The organism is Pseudomonas sp. PD9R (assembly GCF_019200975.1).
Taxonomy (GTDB): domain Bacteria; phylum Pseudomonadota; class Gammaproteobacteria; order Pseudomonadales; family Pseudomonadaceae; genus Aquipseudomonas.
The window spans coordinates 525598-542396 of the sequence record NZ_JAHTMR010000003.1 but is presented as its reverse complement, the minus strand read 5'-3'; the positions used below and the strand labels follow the sequence as shown (position 1 = coordinate 542396).

At 58.2% G+C, this 16799-nt stretch carries 13 protein-coding genes and 1 pseudogene; 7 read left to right on the top strand and 7 right to left on the bottom strand.

The window, feature by feature from the left end; genetic code table 11:
- Nucleotides 1-62 precede the first annotated feature (62 nt).
- Nucleotides 63-1346 (bottom strand): salicylate 1-monooxygenase, encoded by a 1284-nt coding sequence (gene salA / locus KUF73_RS10015; protein WP_218437872.1) that lies wholly within the window; start codon nucleotides 1344-1346, stop codon nucleotides 63-65.
- A gap of 170 nt (nucleotides 1347-1516) precedes the next feature.
- Entirely contained in the window at nucleotides 1517-2857 is a 1341-nt protein-coding gene (locus KUF73_RS10010; RefSeq protein ID WP_218437871.1) for an aromatic acid/H+ symport family MFS transporter, read from the bottom strand.
- A gap of 334 nt (nucleotides 2858-3191) precedes the next feature.
- Between KUF73_RS10010 and KUF73_RS10005 the strand changes: the two genes are divergently transcribed.
- The 4 genes from KUF73_RS10005 to KUF73_RS09990 all read left to right on the top strand — a co-directional run bounded on the left by KUF73_RS10005 (nucleotide 3192) and on the right by KUF73_RS09990 (nucleotide 7754).
- On the top strand, nucleotides 3192-4094 hold the full coding sequence (locus KUF73_RS10005; protein ID WP_218437870.1) for a LysR family transcriptional regulator: 903 nt from the start codon (nucleotides 3192-3194) through the stop codon (nucleotides 4092-4094).
- Between the two features lie 122 nt (nucleotides 4095-4216).
- Complete coding sequence (locus KUF73_RS10000; protein WP_218437869.1) at nucleotides 4217-6112, top strand: FAD-dependent oxidoreductase; 1896 nt, start codon at nucleotides 4217-4219, stop codon at nucleotides 6110-6112.
- Nucleotides 6109-6651, top strand: a complete 543-nt coding sequence (locus KUF73_RS09995; protein WP_218437868.1) for a VOC family protein — start codon at nucleotides 6109-6111, stop codon at nucleotides 6649-6651. Before KUF73_RS10000 ends, KUF73_RS09995 begins: the two co-directional genes overlap by 4 nt.
- 176 nt (nucleotides 6652-6827) lie before the next feature.
- Nucleotides 6828-7754 carry a helix-turn-helix transcriptional regulator gene (locus KUF73_RS09990; protein WP_218437867.1) on the top strand — a complete coding sequence of 309 codons (927 nt, stop codon included), beginning with the start codon at nucleotides 6828-6830 and terminating at the stop codon, nucleotides 7752-7754.
- A gap of 57 nt (nucleotides 7755-7811) precedes the next feature.
- On the opposite strand, the gene KUF73_RS09985 is transcribed toward KUF73_RS09990, so the two are convergent.
- A complete protein-coding gene (locus KUF73_RS09985) occupies nucleotides 7812-8750 on the bottom strand; it encodes a LysR family transcriptional regulator (RefSeq protein ID WP_218437866.1) in 939 nt (312 codons plus the stop codon).
- Between the two features lie 118 nt (nucleotides 8751-8868).
- Here KUF73_RS09985 and KUF73_RS09980 point away from each other — a divergent pair, with 118 nt between their 5' ends.
- Nucleotides 8869-9096 carry a DUF2790 domain-containing protein gene (locus KUF73_RS09980; RefSeq protein WP_218437865.1) on the top strand — a complete coding sequence of 76 codons (228 nt, stop codon included), beginning with the start codon at nucleotides 8869-8871 and terminating at the stop codon, nucleotides 9094-9096.
- Between the two features lie 21 nt (nucleotides 9097-9117).
- On the opposite strand, the pseudogene KUF73_RS31670 reads toward KUF73_RS09980, so the two are convergent.
- The 4 genes and pseudogenes from KUF73_RS31670 to KUF73_RS09960 form a co-directional block, all read right to left on the bottom strand.
- A pseudogene (locus KUF73_RS31670) lies at nucleotides 9118-9510 on the bottom strand (methyl-accepting chemotaxis protein); the annotation flags it as partial.
- 494 nt (nucleotides 9511-10004) lie between these two features.
- Nucleotides 10005-11201 carry an OprD family porin gene (locus KUF73_RS09970; RefSeq protein WP_256345542.1) on the bottom strand — a complete coding sequence of 399 codons (1197 nt, stop codon included), beginning with the start codon at nucleotides 11199-11201 and terminating at the stop codon, nucleotides 10005-10007.
- A 122-nt stretch (nucleotides 11202-11323) separates the two neighbouring features.
- Nucleotides 11324-12535, bottom strand: coding sequence for a benzoate/H(+) symporter BenE family transporter (locus KUF73_RS09965; protein WP_218437862.1), 1212 nt, complete (start codon nucleotides 12533-12535; stop codon nucleotides 11324-11326).
- A 19-nt stretch (nucleotides 12536-12554) separates the two neighbouring features.
- On the bottom strand, nucleotides 12555-13898 hold the full coding sequence (locus tag KUF73_RS09960; RefSeq protein WP_218437861.1) for an MFS transporter: 1344 nt from the start codon (nucleotides 13896-13898) through the stop codon (nucleotides 12555-12557).
- 349 nt (nucleotides 13899-14247) lie between these two features.
- Here KUF73_RS09960 and KUF73_RS09955 point away from each other — a divergent pair, with 349 nt between their 5' ends.
- Nucleotides 14248-15171, top strand: coding sequence for a LysR family transcriptional regulator (locus tag KUF73_RS09955; RefSeq protein ID WP_218437860.1), 924 nt, complete (start codon nucleotides 14248-14250; stop codon nucleotides 15169-15171).
- Nucleotides 15172-15506: 335 nt separating this feature from the next.
- Nucleotides 15507-16796, top strand: a complete 1290-nt coding sequence (locus KUF73_RS09950) for an MFS transporter (protein WP_218437859.1) — start codon at nucleotides 15507-15509, stop codon at nucleotides 16794-16796.
- The last annotated feature ends 3 nt before the right edge of the window (nucleotides 16797-16799 follow it).

Genomic DNA, 16799 nt, shown 5'->3' with positions numbered 1-16799 from the left:
ACTTATTGGTATCCACGAAGAGAGCCGCTGGATGCTCCTCCCGTGCATGTCGGTTCAAATCATTACGCGACTGCTCGCCAGCCCAACTGGGCACGGGCCTCCTGAAGGTCGGACTGCATGTCGTGATTCCACAGCCAGTCGAAGCGCTCGGCGAGGGTTTTGCTCAGTAGTTGTTCGTCATCGGCCACAGCTGGATCACGCATTTCATAAAGCTCCCCGGCTTCCCAGGAGGTGCGCTGCACACGGCAGGCACGGGGACGACGGATGGCGTCGTAGGCTTCGAGCACCGCCTGTGGCTGGCTGTCCAGGACCTGAGGATCGGCCAGCAACCGGGCCAGAAGCCAGGCATCTTCCAATCCCTGGCCTGCGCCAGCGCCTTGGTGCGGCAACATCGCATGCGCCGCATCGCCGATCAGACCTACGCGGCCGTGCACATAGCCTGGCAACTCTTCGAGTTCATGCAGCGCCCAAAGGGTGGGTGCCGGAATGCATTCGAGCAGCACCCGTGCAGCGTCTCCCCAATGATTGAAGGCAGAGAGCATTTCTTCCTGGCTGGCATTACGCACCCACGGAGCATCGCTTGGCCAGGTTGGATCAGGGCGGCTGCGATCGGAAATGAAGGCCACAACGTTGATCAGCCGGCCTTGTTTAACGGGGAACGTGAGGATATGAGCATCAAGCCCCAGGTACATCTGCGGGACATCGATCAAGTGCTCATCGACACCCCGGGCACGGTAGGCCGCACGCAGCTGTTGGCTGTCGATCATCCCACGGTAGGCGCAGGTCCCACTGAAACGCGGCGCCACCAGGGGTTGGCCAAGACCGTTTAGAACATGATCACGAATCGAGGACTTGATACCGTCTGCGGCGATCAGCAAATCGCAGCGATGCTCAGTACCATCGGTGAACAGTACGCGAGCCTGTTCGGCATCCTGCTCCACACTGACGGCGCGCTTGCCGAATTGAGCGACTCCGTCCGGCAACTGGCTGGCCAGCGCATCGAGGAAGTCAGCACGGTGTACCGATGACTGCCCTACCCCTTCGGCCAGGCTTGCGCCCAGATAACCGGCATCTTCACCACGACGCCATTCGAACCAGATGTCCTGCCAGGGGTCTTGGGTCTGGTCGGCAATCTTGCGGTAGGGTTCGGCAATACCCAGGCCCGCGATGGCACGAACAGCATTGGCGCCGAAGGAGACACCCGCTCCGACCTCGCCAAAGGCTGGAGCCGATTCGAACAACTGCACGTTCAGGTGCGAATGACGGCACAGGTCCAGGGCCAGAGCCACGCCGGCGATACCACCGCCAACGATGCCGATTTGCAGTTTGGATTGAGAAGTACGCATAGCAAGTTACCCATGAGTCTGATTGTTATTGGAGTAACCAAATCATCGCCATCCGAGCGCTATTGATAAATACCGCAACACCCATACATCCCATCATGAGTGTGAATATTACTTTTGCGCTTAAGCAGGCATTCGCCAGGCGAGGTCGTCCTTGACTTCGCCTGCCATCGTTACTGCAACGCGGTTTGTCTGGATGGAGCAGCCCGGCGACCTGATGCGTTCTGAAGGAGAAAGACCAGAATAGCGATGGCACCGATCAGCCCCGGTACTGCGAAGATGAGAAAGCTCGCCTGCAGCGGCAGTGATGAAGCGTGCAGTGCGCCTCCCAGCAAAGGGCCGATGATGGCTCCGGTGCGACCAACGCCCATCGCCCACCCCAGGCCTGTAGAGCGGATATGCGCGGGGTAATACTGCACCGCGCAGGCGTTGGCCAGAATCTGCGTGCCAATGGTGCACGCCCCTGCGATGGCGATGAGCAGATAAAGAACCGGTAACGGTGCCTTGAGCGCCAACAGGCTCAGGGCTAATGCGCCACAACTGAAAAAAGCGAACAAGACCTTGGCGATTCCAATCCTGTCCCCCAGCCAGCCACCGGCCACCGCGCCAATAATCGCGCCGACGTTTAACGCCAGCAGAAACGCCAGGCTGGAGTTCAATCCATAGCCGGCGGCAGTCATGAGTTTTGGCAGCCAGGAGCTCAGTGCGTAGACCATCAGCAAACAACAGAAAAACGCCAGCCACAGCATGAAGGTGTTCAACTTGCGCCCGTCCTGGAACAGCTGTGCAATCGACACAGTCGTGCCTTTGGCGACCATCTGGTTCAACTGGTCATTGGCGGTTGGTTCATAAGACGGCTCGGCTTGTGCCAGCAGGTTTTGGGCCTTGACGGTCTGCCCGGTGCGCAGAAGGAAGTCCATCGACTCCGGCAATTGTCGTATCAGCAATGGCAAGGCCAACAGAGGAATCAGTGCTACATAAAACACCGCTTGCCATCCCCATTGTGGGATCAGCACCATGCCCAGGCCCGCCGATAGCATGCCCCCTAACGAGTAGCCACTGAACATGATCGCGACCAACGTGCTGCGGGATTTCTTTGGCGCGTACTCGTTCATCAACGCCACAACGTTGGGCATCACCCCGCCGATACCAAGGCCGGCGATGAACCGACATAACGCAAACGCCTCGGGGCTCCGTGCCAAGCCATTGATCGCTGTCGCTGCGCTGAAGATGGCGACGCACATCATGATGGTTTTGCGTCGGCCTATACGGTCCGACAATGAACCAAAAAACAACGCACCCAGCATCATGCCCACCAATGCACAGCTACCTAACGCACCCGCCTGTAACGAACTGAGTCCCCACTCGGACATCAGTGAGGGCAACACGACCCCATAGATGACCAAGTCATAACCGTCGAAAATGATGATAAGCGCGCACCAGAACAGCACGCGCGCATGGAAGGCATTGAACCGTGCCCCGTCAATCAGGGCTGATACATCAATCGTACGCATGGCTTCGCTCTTCTTGTCATTGTTATAGAGCCGGAGAATCTGACGCCTCCGGAAAATTGCGAGCTGCCAGATGGACGCGGAGCGTTCAGAACCGGGCATGAATTCGATCATGGGCAAACCAACAACCGGGATAAATGCAGCCAGGCGAATACTCATTATTTCGAACGTGAATAAAGCTCGAGACTAAGCAAAAGGCCCGAATATCTCTCAATGGACGCAATGGTAGGCGCTTGTTAGGCTTGGGATCCTTGCAGCGGCGAATTTAGAGCGGTTCAGACCCAATAACGGGCAGAGATCTATCGCCCTCATGAGTACGCAATCTGCACGAGGCGTTATGGAATTACGTGAGCTTGACCTCAATCTTCTTCTGGTATTCAACCAACTGCTGGTTGACCGGCGGGTATCGACCGCGGCGGATAATCTCGATCTGACCCAGCCCGCTGTCAGCAACGCGTTGAAACGCCTGCGTGTCACCTTGAACGACGAGCTTTTCGTGCGCACTTATCAGGGAATGGAGCCCACGCCTTATGCCCGGCAGTTGGCCGAACCCGTCGCACTGGCCATTCAGACCTTACGCGATGCACTGAGCCGACAGGACACGTTCGACCCGCTCAACAGCAATCGCAGATTTACCATGGCAATGACCGATATTGGTGAAATCTACTTCATGCCACGGCTGATGGACGCGCTGGCTGAACGCGCGCCGGGCTGCTCGATCAGCACGCTGCGCAACACATCCGATACCCTGGCCGAAGGGTTGCAAAACGGTGCGATCGACCTCGCCGTTGGATTACTGCCACACCTGCAAGCCGGATTTTTTCAGCAGCGCCTGTTTCACCATCGCTATGTCTGCATGTGCCGTAAGGATCACCCCGCTACCCTGGAACCGTTAACGCTTGAGCGCTTTTGCAGTTATGAGCACGTTCGCGTGGTAGCGGCGAACACAGGACACGGCGAAGTCGATACGTTTCTGGCGCGGGCCGGTATCGAGCGCAACATACGCCTGGAGGTTCCCCATTTCGTTGCGGTTGGCCACATCCTTCAACGCACCAACTTAGTTGCAACAGTGCCTGAACGATTCGCCAGCAGTTGCGAACAACCCTTTGGCCTCGCGGTTCTACCGACGCCTGTAGAATTGCCGAACATCGAAATCAACCTGTTCTGGCACGCACGCTATAACAAAGACCCCGCCAATCGTTGGCTTCGCCAGCTGATGTTTGAGTTGTTTTCTGATTAAGGCACCTGAGCCACGACGCCAAAGCAGGATTCTTCAACACCTCGGCATAAACGTTCAATACTCATGCCGGCTCTCACTCCATGCTCGAACCTCAAAACAAAAAAAATAATGAGGAGATGGCAATGGCACACCCAGACATCCGAAATCTTGTGGCTTCAGACAGCCCTGCCTCGGCGCTCTACCAGCCCGGGCGGATCGGCACCCTGCAATTGCGCAACCGTTTTGTGCAAGCGCCGATCTTTACTCAGTTCGCCAGCACCTTCGGTGAGGTAGACGATAAGCTCATCGAATACCATCGGGCCCGCGCCCGTGGCGGAGTTGGCCTGATCATCACCGAGAACACCTCGATCGATTGGGAAGTCGGGCGCACGGCTGGCCATCCGATGCGAATCGACCACGACAGGTTCATTGGCGCACTCAGCAATCTGGTGGACGCGGTCCACGGCGAAGGCGCGAAGATTGCGGTGCAGTTGCACCACACCGGGCGCCAGAATTCCCAGGGCAATACCGAACGCAACGAACCGCCACTGGCGCCGACAGCAGGCATCACTAGCGCCTTCGGCACCCCGCCGCGAGCCATCGAAGAACATGAAATTCCCGGGCTGATCGACAAATATGTCCAGGGTGCACGGCGCGCCGTGGCTGCTGGTTTTGATGCCGTTGAGCTGCACGGTGCACATGGCTATTTGCTCGGTCAGTTTCTCTCCCCTTTCACCAACAAACGCACCGACCGTTGGGGCGGCTCCCTGGAAAATCGTGCCCGTTTCGCCCTCGAAGTCGTGCGTGGGATCCGCGAACAGGTCGGTACGGATTATCCGATCCTGTATCGGCTCAGCGTGATGGAGCGTTACGAGGGCGGCCTCTCACTGGAAGATGGCCTGGCCTTTTGCGAAATGCTCGAACCTTACGTCGACGCCCTGGATGTCAGTGCCGGGAACTACGACACGGCGATGACGTTGTTGCCGATGGTCGCGCCAGGATCGCTGGTCAATTACGCCAAATTGGTGAAACAGCGTGTCTCGATCCCGGTGATCGGCGTCGGTCGCCTCACCTGGCTGTTCGACGAGATGGCGCAAGCCGTGTCCGACGGCGAGCTCGACTTTGTGGCCTTGGGTCGATCGGGTCTGGCGGACCCCGAAACAGTCAACAAGACACGGCGCGGGCAACCGCAGAGTGTGCGGCGCTGCCTGGCGGTCAATGAATGCATCTCACGGTGGATGTTCAACGGCAAGGGCACCCAGTGCGTGATAAACCCTACTCTCGGCCAGGAACGCCGCGCGAGTGACGCTCGTCGCCCTGCTTCGAAACAGCAGCGCGTGCTGATCGTCGGTGGCGGGCCGTCTGGCTGTGAAGCCGCGATCCTGGCCGCTGAGCGCGGACATCACGTGCGGTTGGTCGAGAAAGCGGATCGCATCGGCGGTCAACTCCATGCTTGGGCGGCTGCGAGCCCGTTTCGCATGGAGGTCAAGAACATGATCAACTTTTACGAGACCGAACTCGAACGCGTGGGCGTCGACGTGCACCTCAATACCGATGCAACTGATTTTGACTTGACCTCATGGGACACCGTACTCCTTGCCACGGGGACCGTTGCCAAGGACCACGGTTCGGATGTTGCTGACATGCTGGCAAACGGAACTCTTCCGGTGGCTGACGAAGTCACCGTATTCGGTGAAACCGAAACGGCAATGTTCGCTGCCCTGTGGATGGCCGAGCAAGGCAAAAAGGTCAGCCTTGTTTCACCCACTGATGCGGTCGGCGTCGATACCAATGATATGCAGCGTGACCATCTCACCGGTCTACTAAAGGGCCTGGACGTATCGATCCGCACAGGGGGCGCGAAACCCGATGATGGCTACGTGGTGATGGCCACCGCTCGCATTGCTTCGACTGTCCTGGAGTCGTCCGTCGATGACATTTGCGTCCATAGCATCGGAACGAGGTCCCGTGGCGGGCGGATGTATGAGGCGACCCAGTCCGGTTTCTGGGCAGCAGCGAAAATAGGAGAGTTGGCATGAATGTTCGTGCGATCGAACACGTAGGTATCACCGTTCCCGATATGGAAGCGGCAACCCGATTCTTCGTCGAGGCCTTCGGGGCGGAGAAGCTTTACGACATGCTTGATGCGCCTTTGGGGGGGCCGGAGGTTGAGGTGGGATTGGGCATCGCACCAGGTGCGGTGATTACCGCAATCCGCATGCTTCGCCTGGGTAACGGCCCCAACCTGGAGCTGTTTTCCTATACAGGGGTGCAGCAGTCGCAGCCTGTCGTTCCCAGTGATTTGGGGATTCAGCACATCTGCATCTACGTTGAAGATATCGACGCCGCCGCCGATCGCCTGGAGAAGGCTGGTGGCATCCTGCTCAGCCGCCCGGGCAAGCTCCCGGGTGGTGACACCGGGGAAGGCAATCGGTACGTCTACACCCGCACGCCTTGGGGAAGCACGATTGAACTGGTGACTTACCCTTGCGCGCAGGCCTACGAGCGCCACACTGACCTGCGCCGATGGCGACCGGATTTGACCGAGCCTGGTGATCACCAAAAACAGGTGAGGTAAGCAAAGGCTTGCCGTAGATCGGATGGAGATTCCCCGATCGATGGCAAGCCTGTTTTGCTTACAAACTTGAAGGATGTGTTAGTTTTTGATTGTGAAAACGCTACGCCATCAACACTCAGAAACTGCCAAGTACTGATAAAAACTCCACAGCCAATACAAATAAAAAGGGAGTTGTGATGAGTGCCATCCTGCTAACGCCAGAAAAAATGCTGGACGTTATCCCTGGTGAGGTCACGATCAAGGGTACCGTCGAGACTGCCCCCGACAACGGCATGTCGATCCGCGGCTATCGTTTTGACAAAACAGAAGTCAGCATCCCCTGCATGCGCGATTACGAGTTGGTGAGATGGAAATCGGGAACATCCAATCTGGGGTTTCACGATGGCAAGCAATGGCAAAAATGGTCCGTTGGCGATAACGACGTCACCATTTTGACCCGAGGCGAATCATCCAGGTGGTACTGGATGAACGATATCGAAGTCAGTCATATCTACATCTCGCAAACGATGATGGCGAAGGTTGCCAATGAAGTATTCCAACAGGATGTTGACCGTGTTTTTGTCGACCACTGCCCGCTCGTCAACGACGCGAAGCTCTCCAGACTCATGGCGACCTATGAAATGGAGTGCTTGAGTGGCGAACCGGGGAGCAGCATCTTCGCTCAGACGCTGGAAATACAGATGTGCATCCATCTGCTGCGTCAGTACGTGCGGTGTGACCTCAGAGACAGCGATCAAGCGTCTCGCCTGACAAACCTCAAACGCGACCAGCTTCAGCAATACATCGATTCACATCTGTCCTGCCCAATTTCGGTCAAAGACATGGCCGCCATCGTCGACCTGAGTCCGTCCTACTTTGTACGAGTGTTCGGGGCGGTGTATGGCACATCTCCCCATCAGTACGTTCAGTCGCGACGCTTGAAAAAGGCCGAGCGCATCTTGTCGACGGTGCGCGATATTCCGTTGAAAGCTGTGGCCATGGATTGCGGGTTCTCGGACCAAAGCCATATGACCCGACTGTTTCAGGAAAAACTGTTCATGACGCCCAAACAGTATCGCGAGAAAAATGTTTCCAGGCTTTTTTGCTCATCGGCCTTGCAGTAATGAAGCCGCGCGTCGGCCAATCACCAAGACACCCTCCGAGAATGTTGGCCTTATCAGCTAGCCCACTCCCCAATACCGAACATCATTGGCTGTGACCTCATGTCCGGAAAAAAGCCCGGGCAACTCCGCCTTGAGAAAGTCCACCCAGGTCTTCACTTTGGCATCCAGAAACCGCTTGGAAGGATAGAGTGCATAGACGTTTCGCTCCCTGAGCCGGTAGTCGCCCAGCAGGCGCAGCAATGTGCCCTCGCGCAGCGATCGGGTTGCGGTGTAGAACGGCAACAGACTGATCCCCATCCCGGCCTCCGACGCATTCACCATCGCCTCGGGTACGTTGCTCTGAAAGGTGTTGCCGGGCACCACTGAATGCTCGCCCTGCTTGTCACGGAACGCCCACTCATCGCCGTACAATGGGTCAAGCATGCGCAGGCAGCTATGTTGATTCAGTTGTTCCGGGTGAGTGGGCAGGCCCCGACGCGCAATGTACGCAGGCGATGCGCAAAGCATGCTGAAAATGCGCCCTACCGTTTGGGCAACGAATTGTGAATCCTCCAACTCCTGAGCAATGGAGATGACCACGTCGTGTCCGTCTTCAAGGGGGTCGGGGTTGCGCTGTGACAAGGTCAATTCAACCACCACGTCCGGGTAAAGCTCACAGTAGCGGGCAATGAGTGGCGTCATCAGCACGCCCAACCCAGTCAAACAGTGCAGACGCAAGCGGCCACTGGGCTTGAGGTGAGCGCCACGCGCTTCCGCGGTGGCCTCGGCCATGTCGTCCAGAATTTGCCGCGCCCGCAGCAGAAAGCGTTCACCCGCTTCGGTCAGACTCAAACGGCGGGTGGTGCGCTGCAGCAGGCGTGCCTGCACGTGCTGCTCAAGATCAGCCACTAGCCGAGACACTTGTGCCGTGGAAAAATCCAGCGCCTGTGCGGCGGTGGTAAAGCTGCCTGCGTCGGCTACACGCACAAATACACGCAGGCTGTTAAGCAAGTCCATGAACCCTCCCATGGCAACGACTGTTGCATCTGATGTAACGCTGCATCAAGTACAGCCCTCTTTATCCGTATCTGCAGAAGAATAAAATTGACTCATCAAACAACGACGGAGAACAAGCATGAAGACTTTATTGAGCGTACTGCTGGCCCTGACCACAACTGCCGTAATGGCCGCCGAGAGCAATCCGGCCCCGGAACCTCAAACCCTGGATATCGCCAAGGTCATTTCGGTAACCGATACCTCGACTGCATGCGACGTCGTGCCGGCGACGATGGTCTACATCGACCACCAGGGTGAAAGCCATAAAGTTACCTACCAGGTGATGGGCATGTGCTCGGGCGTTTGAGATACCGGGACGCCCCCTTGTTCAGACCGCTATCCGGGTTGCCTGCAGTGCCAACTCATGCAAACTGGCCAAACGCTGCATAACGCGCTCGACCACTTCCAACCTGGCGACCGCACCACTGCGTAACTCCCCCATCGACTGCAACGCGACCTCGGCCTTGTCCAGGCCCAAACGCGTTGAATCGGTAAGCTGCTCAAGTCCCTGACGGGCATCCTCTGCCGATTTTTCAAGACCAGTGGCGATCTGCCGGATCTGCGCACTGGAGTCCGCGGCTTGACGCGATAGATTGCGTACCTCGTCCGCCACCACTGCGAAACCGCGCCCATGATCACCTGCCCGTGCGGCCTCGATCGCCGCATTGAGCGCCAGCAGGTTGGTCTGCCGGGCGATGTCCTGAATGCTGCCGACAATCGCACCGATGCGTACCGACTGGCTGCCTAGCTCATCGAATACCTGATCCAGGCGCTGCAGATACTGATCGAGATCTCCAAGCACGGCTGCCGAAGACTGCATGCTCACGGCACTAGCCTGTACCCGCTCGCCCGCGCCACGTGCCAATTGGTTGGCAAAGCGCATGTCTTCTTCAGTTTGCAGCACCACTTGAGTCAAGTGTTCAAGTGCCAACTTCACTTGTGCGCCTGGCCAAGCGGGCTCGGCCACTGGCAACGACGCGAGCGGTACTGGAGCACTGGACATCACCGGGTCCGGCCCCCTCTGTACAAGCACTTCGACCACCCGTACTGGCTGACGGTGATAAAGCACCGCCGCCGCCAGCAGCAACAGGTCGATGACGCCGGCATACATCAGGTGCATGCCGTTGCCGGCAGCGAGCAGCACAACTGCGCTGCCAGCTGCAACCAGGGCCAATCGCGCCCAGACTTTATTGCTCATACTTGCCCCCAGGTCACTCACAGCAACGTCCAGGTGTAGCTCAGGATCAGCCGGTTCTCATCGATGTCGCTGCGGTAATTGGAGCGCGCCATGGCATTGCGCACCCGCACGCCTAGCCCTGCGAAGGTACCGCTCTGCACGACGTAACCGAGGTCCAGGTCGCGTTCTCGGTCCTTGCCTTCAAAGCCCTTGCCGGTGTCGACGTTGTTTCCGACGATGTAACGTACGGTGCTGGTCAGGCCCGGCACGCCGAGGGCGGCGAAGTCGTAGTCATAGCGAGCCTGCCAGGAGCGCTCGTCGGTGGAGGCGAACTCATAGGTCGGTACTTCGTTGCCCAGCGGGGAGATGTTGGCAAATACCCGAGGAAACGCGCTTTCACCGTACATACCCTGATAGCCGACGTAGAAGGTATGGCCGCCATACTTGGCCGACAACAGGGAGAAAAACGCCTGATTGTCGATGTTGCCCAGCAGCTTCTTGCCATCCTCTCTGGCGTCGAAATAGCCGAGGTTGGCACCCAGGGTCCAACTGCCCAAGGGCTCGCTGTGTTTCAGGCCCAGGAAGCCTTGATGGTAGATGTCTTCCAGTTGCCCGTACCAGGCACTGACGCTGGTGCGTTTGTTGTTGAAGGCGTAATCGCCGCCACCAAAATTGAAGGCGTCACTGCTGACCTGGCGCTGAGGCACGTAGCCGAGCATGGCCTGCATCTTCTCGTCGCCGGCCTCGTTGCGCAGGTGAGTGGAGCTCAAATGGCCACCTTGCAACGTCAGGCCATTGATCTCGGCGGAAGTGATGCTCGCCCCCTGGTAACTCGGCGGAAGCAGGCGGATGTCGCTGAAAATCAGCACCGGCAAGTTGGGTTGCAGTTCGCCGATGCGCAGTTCGGTTTTCGAGTAACGCAGCTTCAGTGTGCCTTCCAGGCGGCTGTAATCATCGGCCGCGCGGCCATCACTCTGCACCGGCAGCAGGCCGGTGTTGACCCGGTCCGGGCTGCTGTCGAGCTTGAGCCCAAGCAGGCCTATGACATCGACGCCAACTCCGATCAGCCCTTGGGTGTAACCCGACTTGGCATTGAGGATAAAGCCCTGGGCCCACTCCTCCGCTTTTGATTGCTGGTTAGCGCCGACAATGTCTGAGTAGTCCCGACTGAAGTAGTAGTTGCGTGCCTGCAAGGTGGCGGTGGCATCCTTGATAAAACCGCCCTCGGCGGCCATCAGTTGGCTGGCGCTACCCAAGGCGACAGCCGCGGAAAATAGTGTGCGAGTTGCATGAATGGTTGACGTCATCGGTGTGCTCTTATTGTTGTTATGAATAGGTAAGGCGTGGCGAATACAGGTCAGCGCGTCTTCTCCCGAACGCTGCTGGGTGAGGTTGCAAGGGGCGGCCGCCGCGTACTCGACAGCAGGTGCGCGACCATGCCGAAAATCAGCCCCCAGAACGCGGCGGACAAACCGAACAGCGACATGCCCGAGGCGGTGGTGAGAAACGTCACCAGCGCCGCTTCACGGTCATTGGGTACGGCCATGGCATTGGTCAGCGCGCCGGCAATTGCAGCGAACAGGGCAAGCCCTGCCAGGGCGGCGATCAGCTCTTTGGGGAAGGCTGCAAATAGCGACACCAGGGTTGCGCCAAAGATGCCCAGCACCAGGTAACAGAGGCCGCCGACCACACCGGCGACATAGCGTTTGCCCGGCTCTTCGTGGGCCTCGCGGCCAGTGCAGATGGCGGCAGTGATCGCCGCCAGGTTGAGGCCGTGGCAACCAAAGGGCGCCAACAGCGCCGTGCCCAGCGCGCTGTAAGCAATGATCGGGCTGGCCGGTGTGGCGTAACCCGAGGCGCGCAACACCGCCATGCCCGGCACGAACTGCCCGGTCAGCGCCACCATCACCAGTGGCAAGGCGACGTTTAAGGTTGCACTCAGGCTGAACTGTGGGGTGACCCAAACCGGCGTCGCCAGGCCGAACACCAGGGCTTCGCGGTGCAATTGGCCGGTGAGCATGGCGATGGCACAGCCCACCACTAGTACCGCCATCACCGCGTAACGCGGCAGCAGCCGCTTGCACGCCAGGTAGGTGGCGAACATTGCCAGCACCAACCCGGGCTTGCCTTGCAATGACACGAACAGGCCAGTGCCAAAACGGAACAGAATCCCCGCCAGCATTGCCGCTGCGATGGCGCCGGGCAGCTTGCTGATGACGCGGTCGAAGGCGCCCGAGATGCCGACCAGAAAGATCATCAGACTGCTCAGCAGATAGGCGCCGACGGCCTCATTCATCGAGATGCCCGGCAGCAACGCCACCAGCAGGGCCGAGCCTGGTGCCGACCAGGCAATGATGATCGGCACGCGGTAACGCAGGCTAAGGCCGATCCCCAGCAGCGCACTGCCAATGGAGATCGCCCAGACCCAGGACGACAGCAGTTCGCGAGACAGATGCGCAGTGTCCGCCGCCTGGAAAATGATCACGAGGGGCCCCGCATAGGAGATTATCGTGGCAATAAAGCCTGCAACCGCAGCGGACAGCGAAAAGTCACGCATTAAGCCTTTCATCAAGCAGCTCCTTGCGTACTCAGGCCTTGGCCGCCGACAACGGCTCGCTGACGCTGGAGGCGTTTCGCTCGCTACTGATGGCATACAGGGCCATGGCGAGTGCAGCTACCGCACCTGGCAGGGCAAACGCCATGAAGTTGAGTTGCAGCGGCAAACTGATTCCCAGCAACGCGCCGCCTAACAAAGGGCCGACAATGGCACCGTTACGGCCGATACCCGACGCCCAGCCAAGCCCAGTGGAACGAATGGACATGGAATAGAACTGCGCTGCACAGGCGTACAGGAGGATTTGCGAACCGATGGTGGTGGCGCCGGCAATAGCGATCAGCAGGTACAACACAGGGGTCGGACTTTTGAAACCGAGCAAGGTGATCGACACCGCGGCAATCGCGAAGAACACCGCCAGCACCCTTGGAAGGTTGAGCTTGTCGCCCAATACGCCCCCACCCACCGCACCGAAAATAGCGCCGAAGTTCAACACCAGCAGAAAGGACAAGCTTGAGCCCAGGCTGTAACCGGCGTTGGCCATGAGTTTCGGCAACCAGGAACTCAAGGCGTAGACCATCAACAGGCAGCAGAAAAACGCTAACCAAAGCATCAGCGTGCGCAAGGCGCGGCCTTCGCGCAACAGTTGCAGTACAGGGGTGCCGACGCCCTTCACCTCAGTCATGTGCAGGATGTCGCCGGACTGTGGGGCGTAGCGTGCGTCGACCCGTTGCAGTACGTTGCGCGCCTCCTCATTGCGGCCCTGACGCAGCATGAAGCCCACCGATTCCGGCAGGAAATACATGATCAATGGCAGCAGCAATAACGGCAGCCCTGCCACGTAGAACACCGCCTGCCAACCGAAGCTGGGAATAAGCACGATACCCAGGCCCGCCGAGAGCATGCCGCCCACCGAATAACCGCTGAACATGATGGCGACCAGGGTGCTGCGAATCTTCTTCGGCGCGTACTCGTTCATCAGCGCCACCACGTTGGGCATTACGCCGCCGATGCCAAGGCCGGCAATGAACCGGCAGATGCCAAATGTCGTGGGGCTCGTGGCAAAGCCGTTGAGCACGGTGAAGCCGCTGAAGAGCATCACGCAAATGGTGATGGTTTTTTTGCGCCCTATCTTGTCCGACAGCGGGCCGAAAAACAGCGCCCCGAACATCATGCCAAACAGCGCATAACTGCCCAGCGCCCCGGCCTCCAACGGGCTCAGCCCCCACTCTTTCATCAGTGTCGGCAAGACCACTCCGTAGATCACCAGGTCGTAGCCATCGAAGATGATGATCAGGGAGCACCAGAACAACACCGTCCAGTGAAAGCGGTTGAAACGTGCGTTGTCGATAACCTCGTGTACATCTATTTTTCGCATGACATCGGTCTCTTATTGTTTTTTTTATTGTTCGTTCGGGCGTTTCAGCATGCTGCTATGAGCGGTGCAGGCAACGCTCCGCGGATGGCGGCCGCATTGTTACGTGCCATGCACAGCACTGTTACGCAGGATGCAAATGGAGGGTATTGAGATCGAGAGAGTGGCAATATCCGCTTTGCGCATATCGCTATCCGTTTTGTGCAGAGGGGATATCGGCGTGTTGTCGCTAACCGAAAACTGATCCTGGTGTTCAACTGCTTCAGCCACTTAGCGCATTGTTGCGGCAGTAACAGGCATGACACTATGAAAGCGATTGAACCTTCGTCGCCCCGCAAGGACCTGTCGTTAAGTGAAATTCCATCAAATCAGGGCACTGGTAGCCATCCACCAAACCGGAAGCATCAGTGAAGCCTCGCAGATACTGCATGTCACCCAGTCTGCCATCAGCCGATCGATCAAGGACCTGGAGAGCGAACTGGGCCTGGCTCTGCTGCAGCGTTCCCACAGGGGAATGTCGCTCACCGACGAAGGTCGCCGCATCATTCGCCATGCACAGTTGACGGTCGAGAGCATGCGACGCCTGCAACTGGAGGCTGAAAACATCAAGGATATGCAGGTCGGTGAGGTCAGCATCGGTGTCACTTCCCTGACCTCAGTGCTCAAAGGACTGGGAGAATGCATTGCCGGGTTCCAGACGAAGAATCCGCGTGTCCGGATTCGCCTGGTGGACCTTCGTCCCAACCACATGCTGCAGCGACTACGGGACGGTACGCTGGATTTCGCCATTACCTCGCAGCAGCACACACAAAGGCTGAACCTGGATTGGGAAGCGTTGAGCCGCATGCAGGGCCTGGTGGTCTGTCGAAAAAACAATCCTCTGCGCCATTCCCACTCGCTGCGTCAGTTGCAATTCGCGAACTGGATCAGCCTCGATGCCATCGACGATCACTCATCCCAGTTCTATCAAATGTTCGAAGACAATGAGATCCCTCCGCCGCAGCGAATAACCGAGTGCTCATCGGTATTGCTGGCGCTGGATCTGTTGCACCACGCCGATGCTTTCATGACGCTCAGTGAAGCCGGAATGGAAAATACACTGCCCAAAGGGCTCAATGAAGATCTGATACAGGTCAAGATCGAAGAAAGCATCCCCGAATACCCGATCTACCTGGTCTGTATTGACCGCAACGCTCTGACAACGACAGCCAGCGACCTTTACTACGCGATCAAAGGCGTGCTCTCAAAGAATCAATCAATCGATACCTCGCGCTAATGCGCAATCGATTCAAACAACTTAAGAAAAACGCAACGATATGCCCAACGGTTAAGTCTGTCCCCGTTTCCTGGGGCCGGACGCCGTGACTCGCAGGAAATTTGGGTTCAAACATACAACAGCCACCTGCGACGCTTGCCACGTCGACTGAATCGCTGTCGTCAAACAGTGCGCGTGATCGATAATCGGGCAATATCGCACCGAACTGGCGCCGTCTTTCGCAGAGGCGACCCTGCATCTTAACTAACGGTTAATCATCGAAGAAAAGCGCAAGTGCGCAGTGACAGTGTTTGCCGGATATTCGGGCCACAACAAAACTGTCACAGGAAAAATCGATGACTACTCTGCAAGCGCCCCCCCTCCTTTGCGCCGTGACGCCCTCCGTGATCGGTTCCAGGAAAGCCACCGTCGCCTGCGCTCTAGGCAACGCCCTGGAAATGTATGACTTCACGATCTACAGCTTCTTCGCTGTGGTGATCGCAAAGAACTTCTTTCCCGCACAGTCTGCAATGGCGTCGCTACTGATGTCGCTGGCCACGTTTGGCGTGGGTTTCCTCATGCGCCCGGTGGGCGCTCTCGTGATTGGTCGCTTTGCCGACCGCCGTGGTCGGAAAGCCGCTTTGAGCCTCACGATCAGCTTGATGACCTTCGGCACAGCGATGATTGCCTTCGCGCCTTCTTATCAGGATATCGGCTTGTTCGGCACCTTGATGCTGGTGGCGGGCCGCCTCACGCAGGGTTTTTCAGCTGGAGGTGAAATAGGCACCGCGTCGGTGTATCTGATGGAATCCAGCGCTACCGCCAATCGCTGTCGCAATGTGAGTTGGCAGGCTGCCAGCCAAGGCTACGCGGCCATGGTGGGGGCCGGTCTCGGTTTACTGCTCACCAATACGCTGAGCGTAGATGAGCTTGAAAGCTGGGGCTGGCGCATCCCCTTTATGTTGGGGCTGCTCATCGGACCGCTGGGCTGGTACATCCGTCGATGCCTGCCGGAAACTCACGAAGCCCAACCGACTAAACGCGACGGTCGGTTGCGCGATCACATCGATCTGCGTCACACCCTTCTGGCGATCGGCCTGATGGCCAGCGCCACCATCGGCATCTACCTGTTCATTTTCTATTTGCCTGCTTACCTGACGGTCACCCTGGGCTACCCGCAACGTAGCGCCTTGGCGATCGCCTGCGTGGCAAGTGCCTGTCTGGCTGTCATCACGCCCCTGGCCGGGCGCTTTGCGGATCGCCACGGGCTGCGCAAGAAACTGCTGGCCTGGACGATCACCCTGCCCGTGCTACTGGCGTGGCCAGCCTTCTACCTGCTCGGTTTGAGCACCAATTTGTGGGTGGCGATGTTCGTCATCGCGATTCTGGTGCTGCCTGGCTGCATCGGTTCGGGTGCCTTCTTCGCCCTGATCATGGAAGCCTTTCCGAAAAATCGCCGCGCGCTGGGCACCGCAGTCAGCTACAGCTTCGGCGTTACCTTGTTCGGCGGCTTCTCCCCATTGATCGCCACGTGGCTCACAACGGCCCTGGATAACCCCCAGGCGCCAGCACTGTACCTGCTTGTCGGCGGCGCCATCAGTTTGGCGTGCCTGGCTGTATTCCCCGAAAACCCTGGTCGGGAGTGACCT

Coding starts and splice junctions, on each gene's coding strand:
- KUF73_RS09950 (WP_218437859.1), top strand. CDS start 15,507: ATGACTACTCTGCAAGCGCCCCCCCTCCTTTGCGCCGTGACGCCCTCC.
- KUF73_RS09965 (WP_218437862.1), bottom strand. CDS start 12,535: ATGAAAGGCTTAATGCGTGACTTTTCGCTGTCCGCTGCGGTTGCAGGC.
- KUF73_RS10005 (WP_218437870.1), top strand. CDS start 3,192: ATGGAATTACGTGAGCTTGACCTCAATCTTCTTCTGGTATTCAACCAA.
- salA (WP_218437872.1), bottom strand. CDS start 1,346: ATGCGTACTTCTCAATCCAAACTGCAAATCGGCATCGTTGGCGGTGGT.
- KUF73_RS09960 (WP_218437861.1), bottom strand. CDS start 13,898: ATGCGAAAAATAGATGTACACGAGGTTATCGACAACGCACGTTTCAAC.
- KUF73_RS09985 (WP_218437866.1), bottom strand. CDS start 8,750: ATGGACTTGCTTAACAGCCTGCGTGTATTTGTGCGTGTAGCCGACGCA.
- KUF73_RS09990 (WP_218437867.1), top strand. CDS start 6,828: ATGAGTGCCATCCTGCTAACGCCAGAAAAAATGCTGGACGTTATCCCT.
- KUF73_RS09980 (WP_218437865.1), top strand. CDS start 8,869: ATGAAGACTTTATTGAGCGTACTGCTGGCCCTGACCACAACTGCCGTA.
- KUF73_RS10000 (WP_218437869.1), top strand. CDS start 4,217: ATGGCACACCCAGACATCCGAAATCTTGTGGCTTCAGACAGCCCTGCC.
- KUF73_RS09995 (WP_218437868.1), top strand. CDS start 6,109: ATGAATGTTCGTGCGATCGAACACGTAGGTATCACCGTTCCCGATATG.
- KUF73_RS09970 (WP_256345542.1), bottom strand. CDS start 11,201: ATGGCCGCCGAGGGCGGTTTTATCAAGGATGCCACCGCCACCTTGCAG.
- KUF73_RS10010 (WP_218437871.1), bottom strand. CDS start 2,857: ATGCGTACGATTGATGTATCAGCCCTGATTGACGGGGCACGGTTCAAT.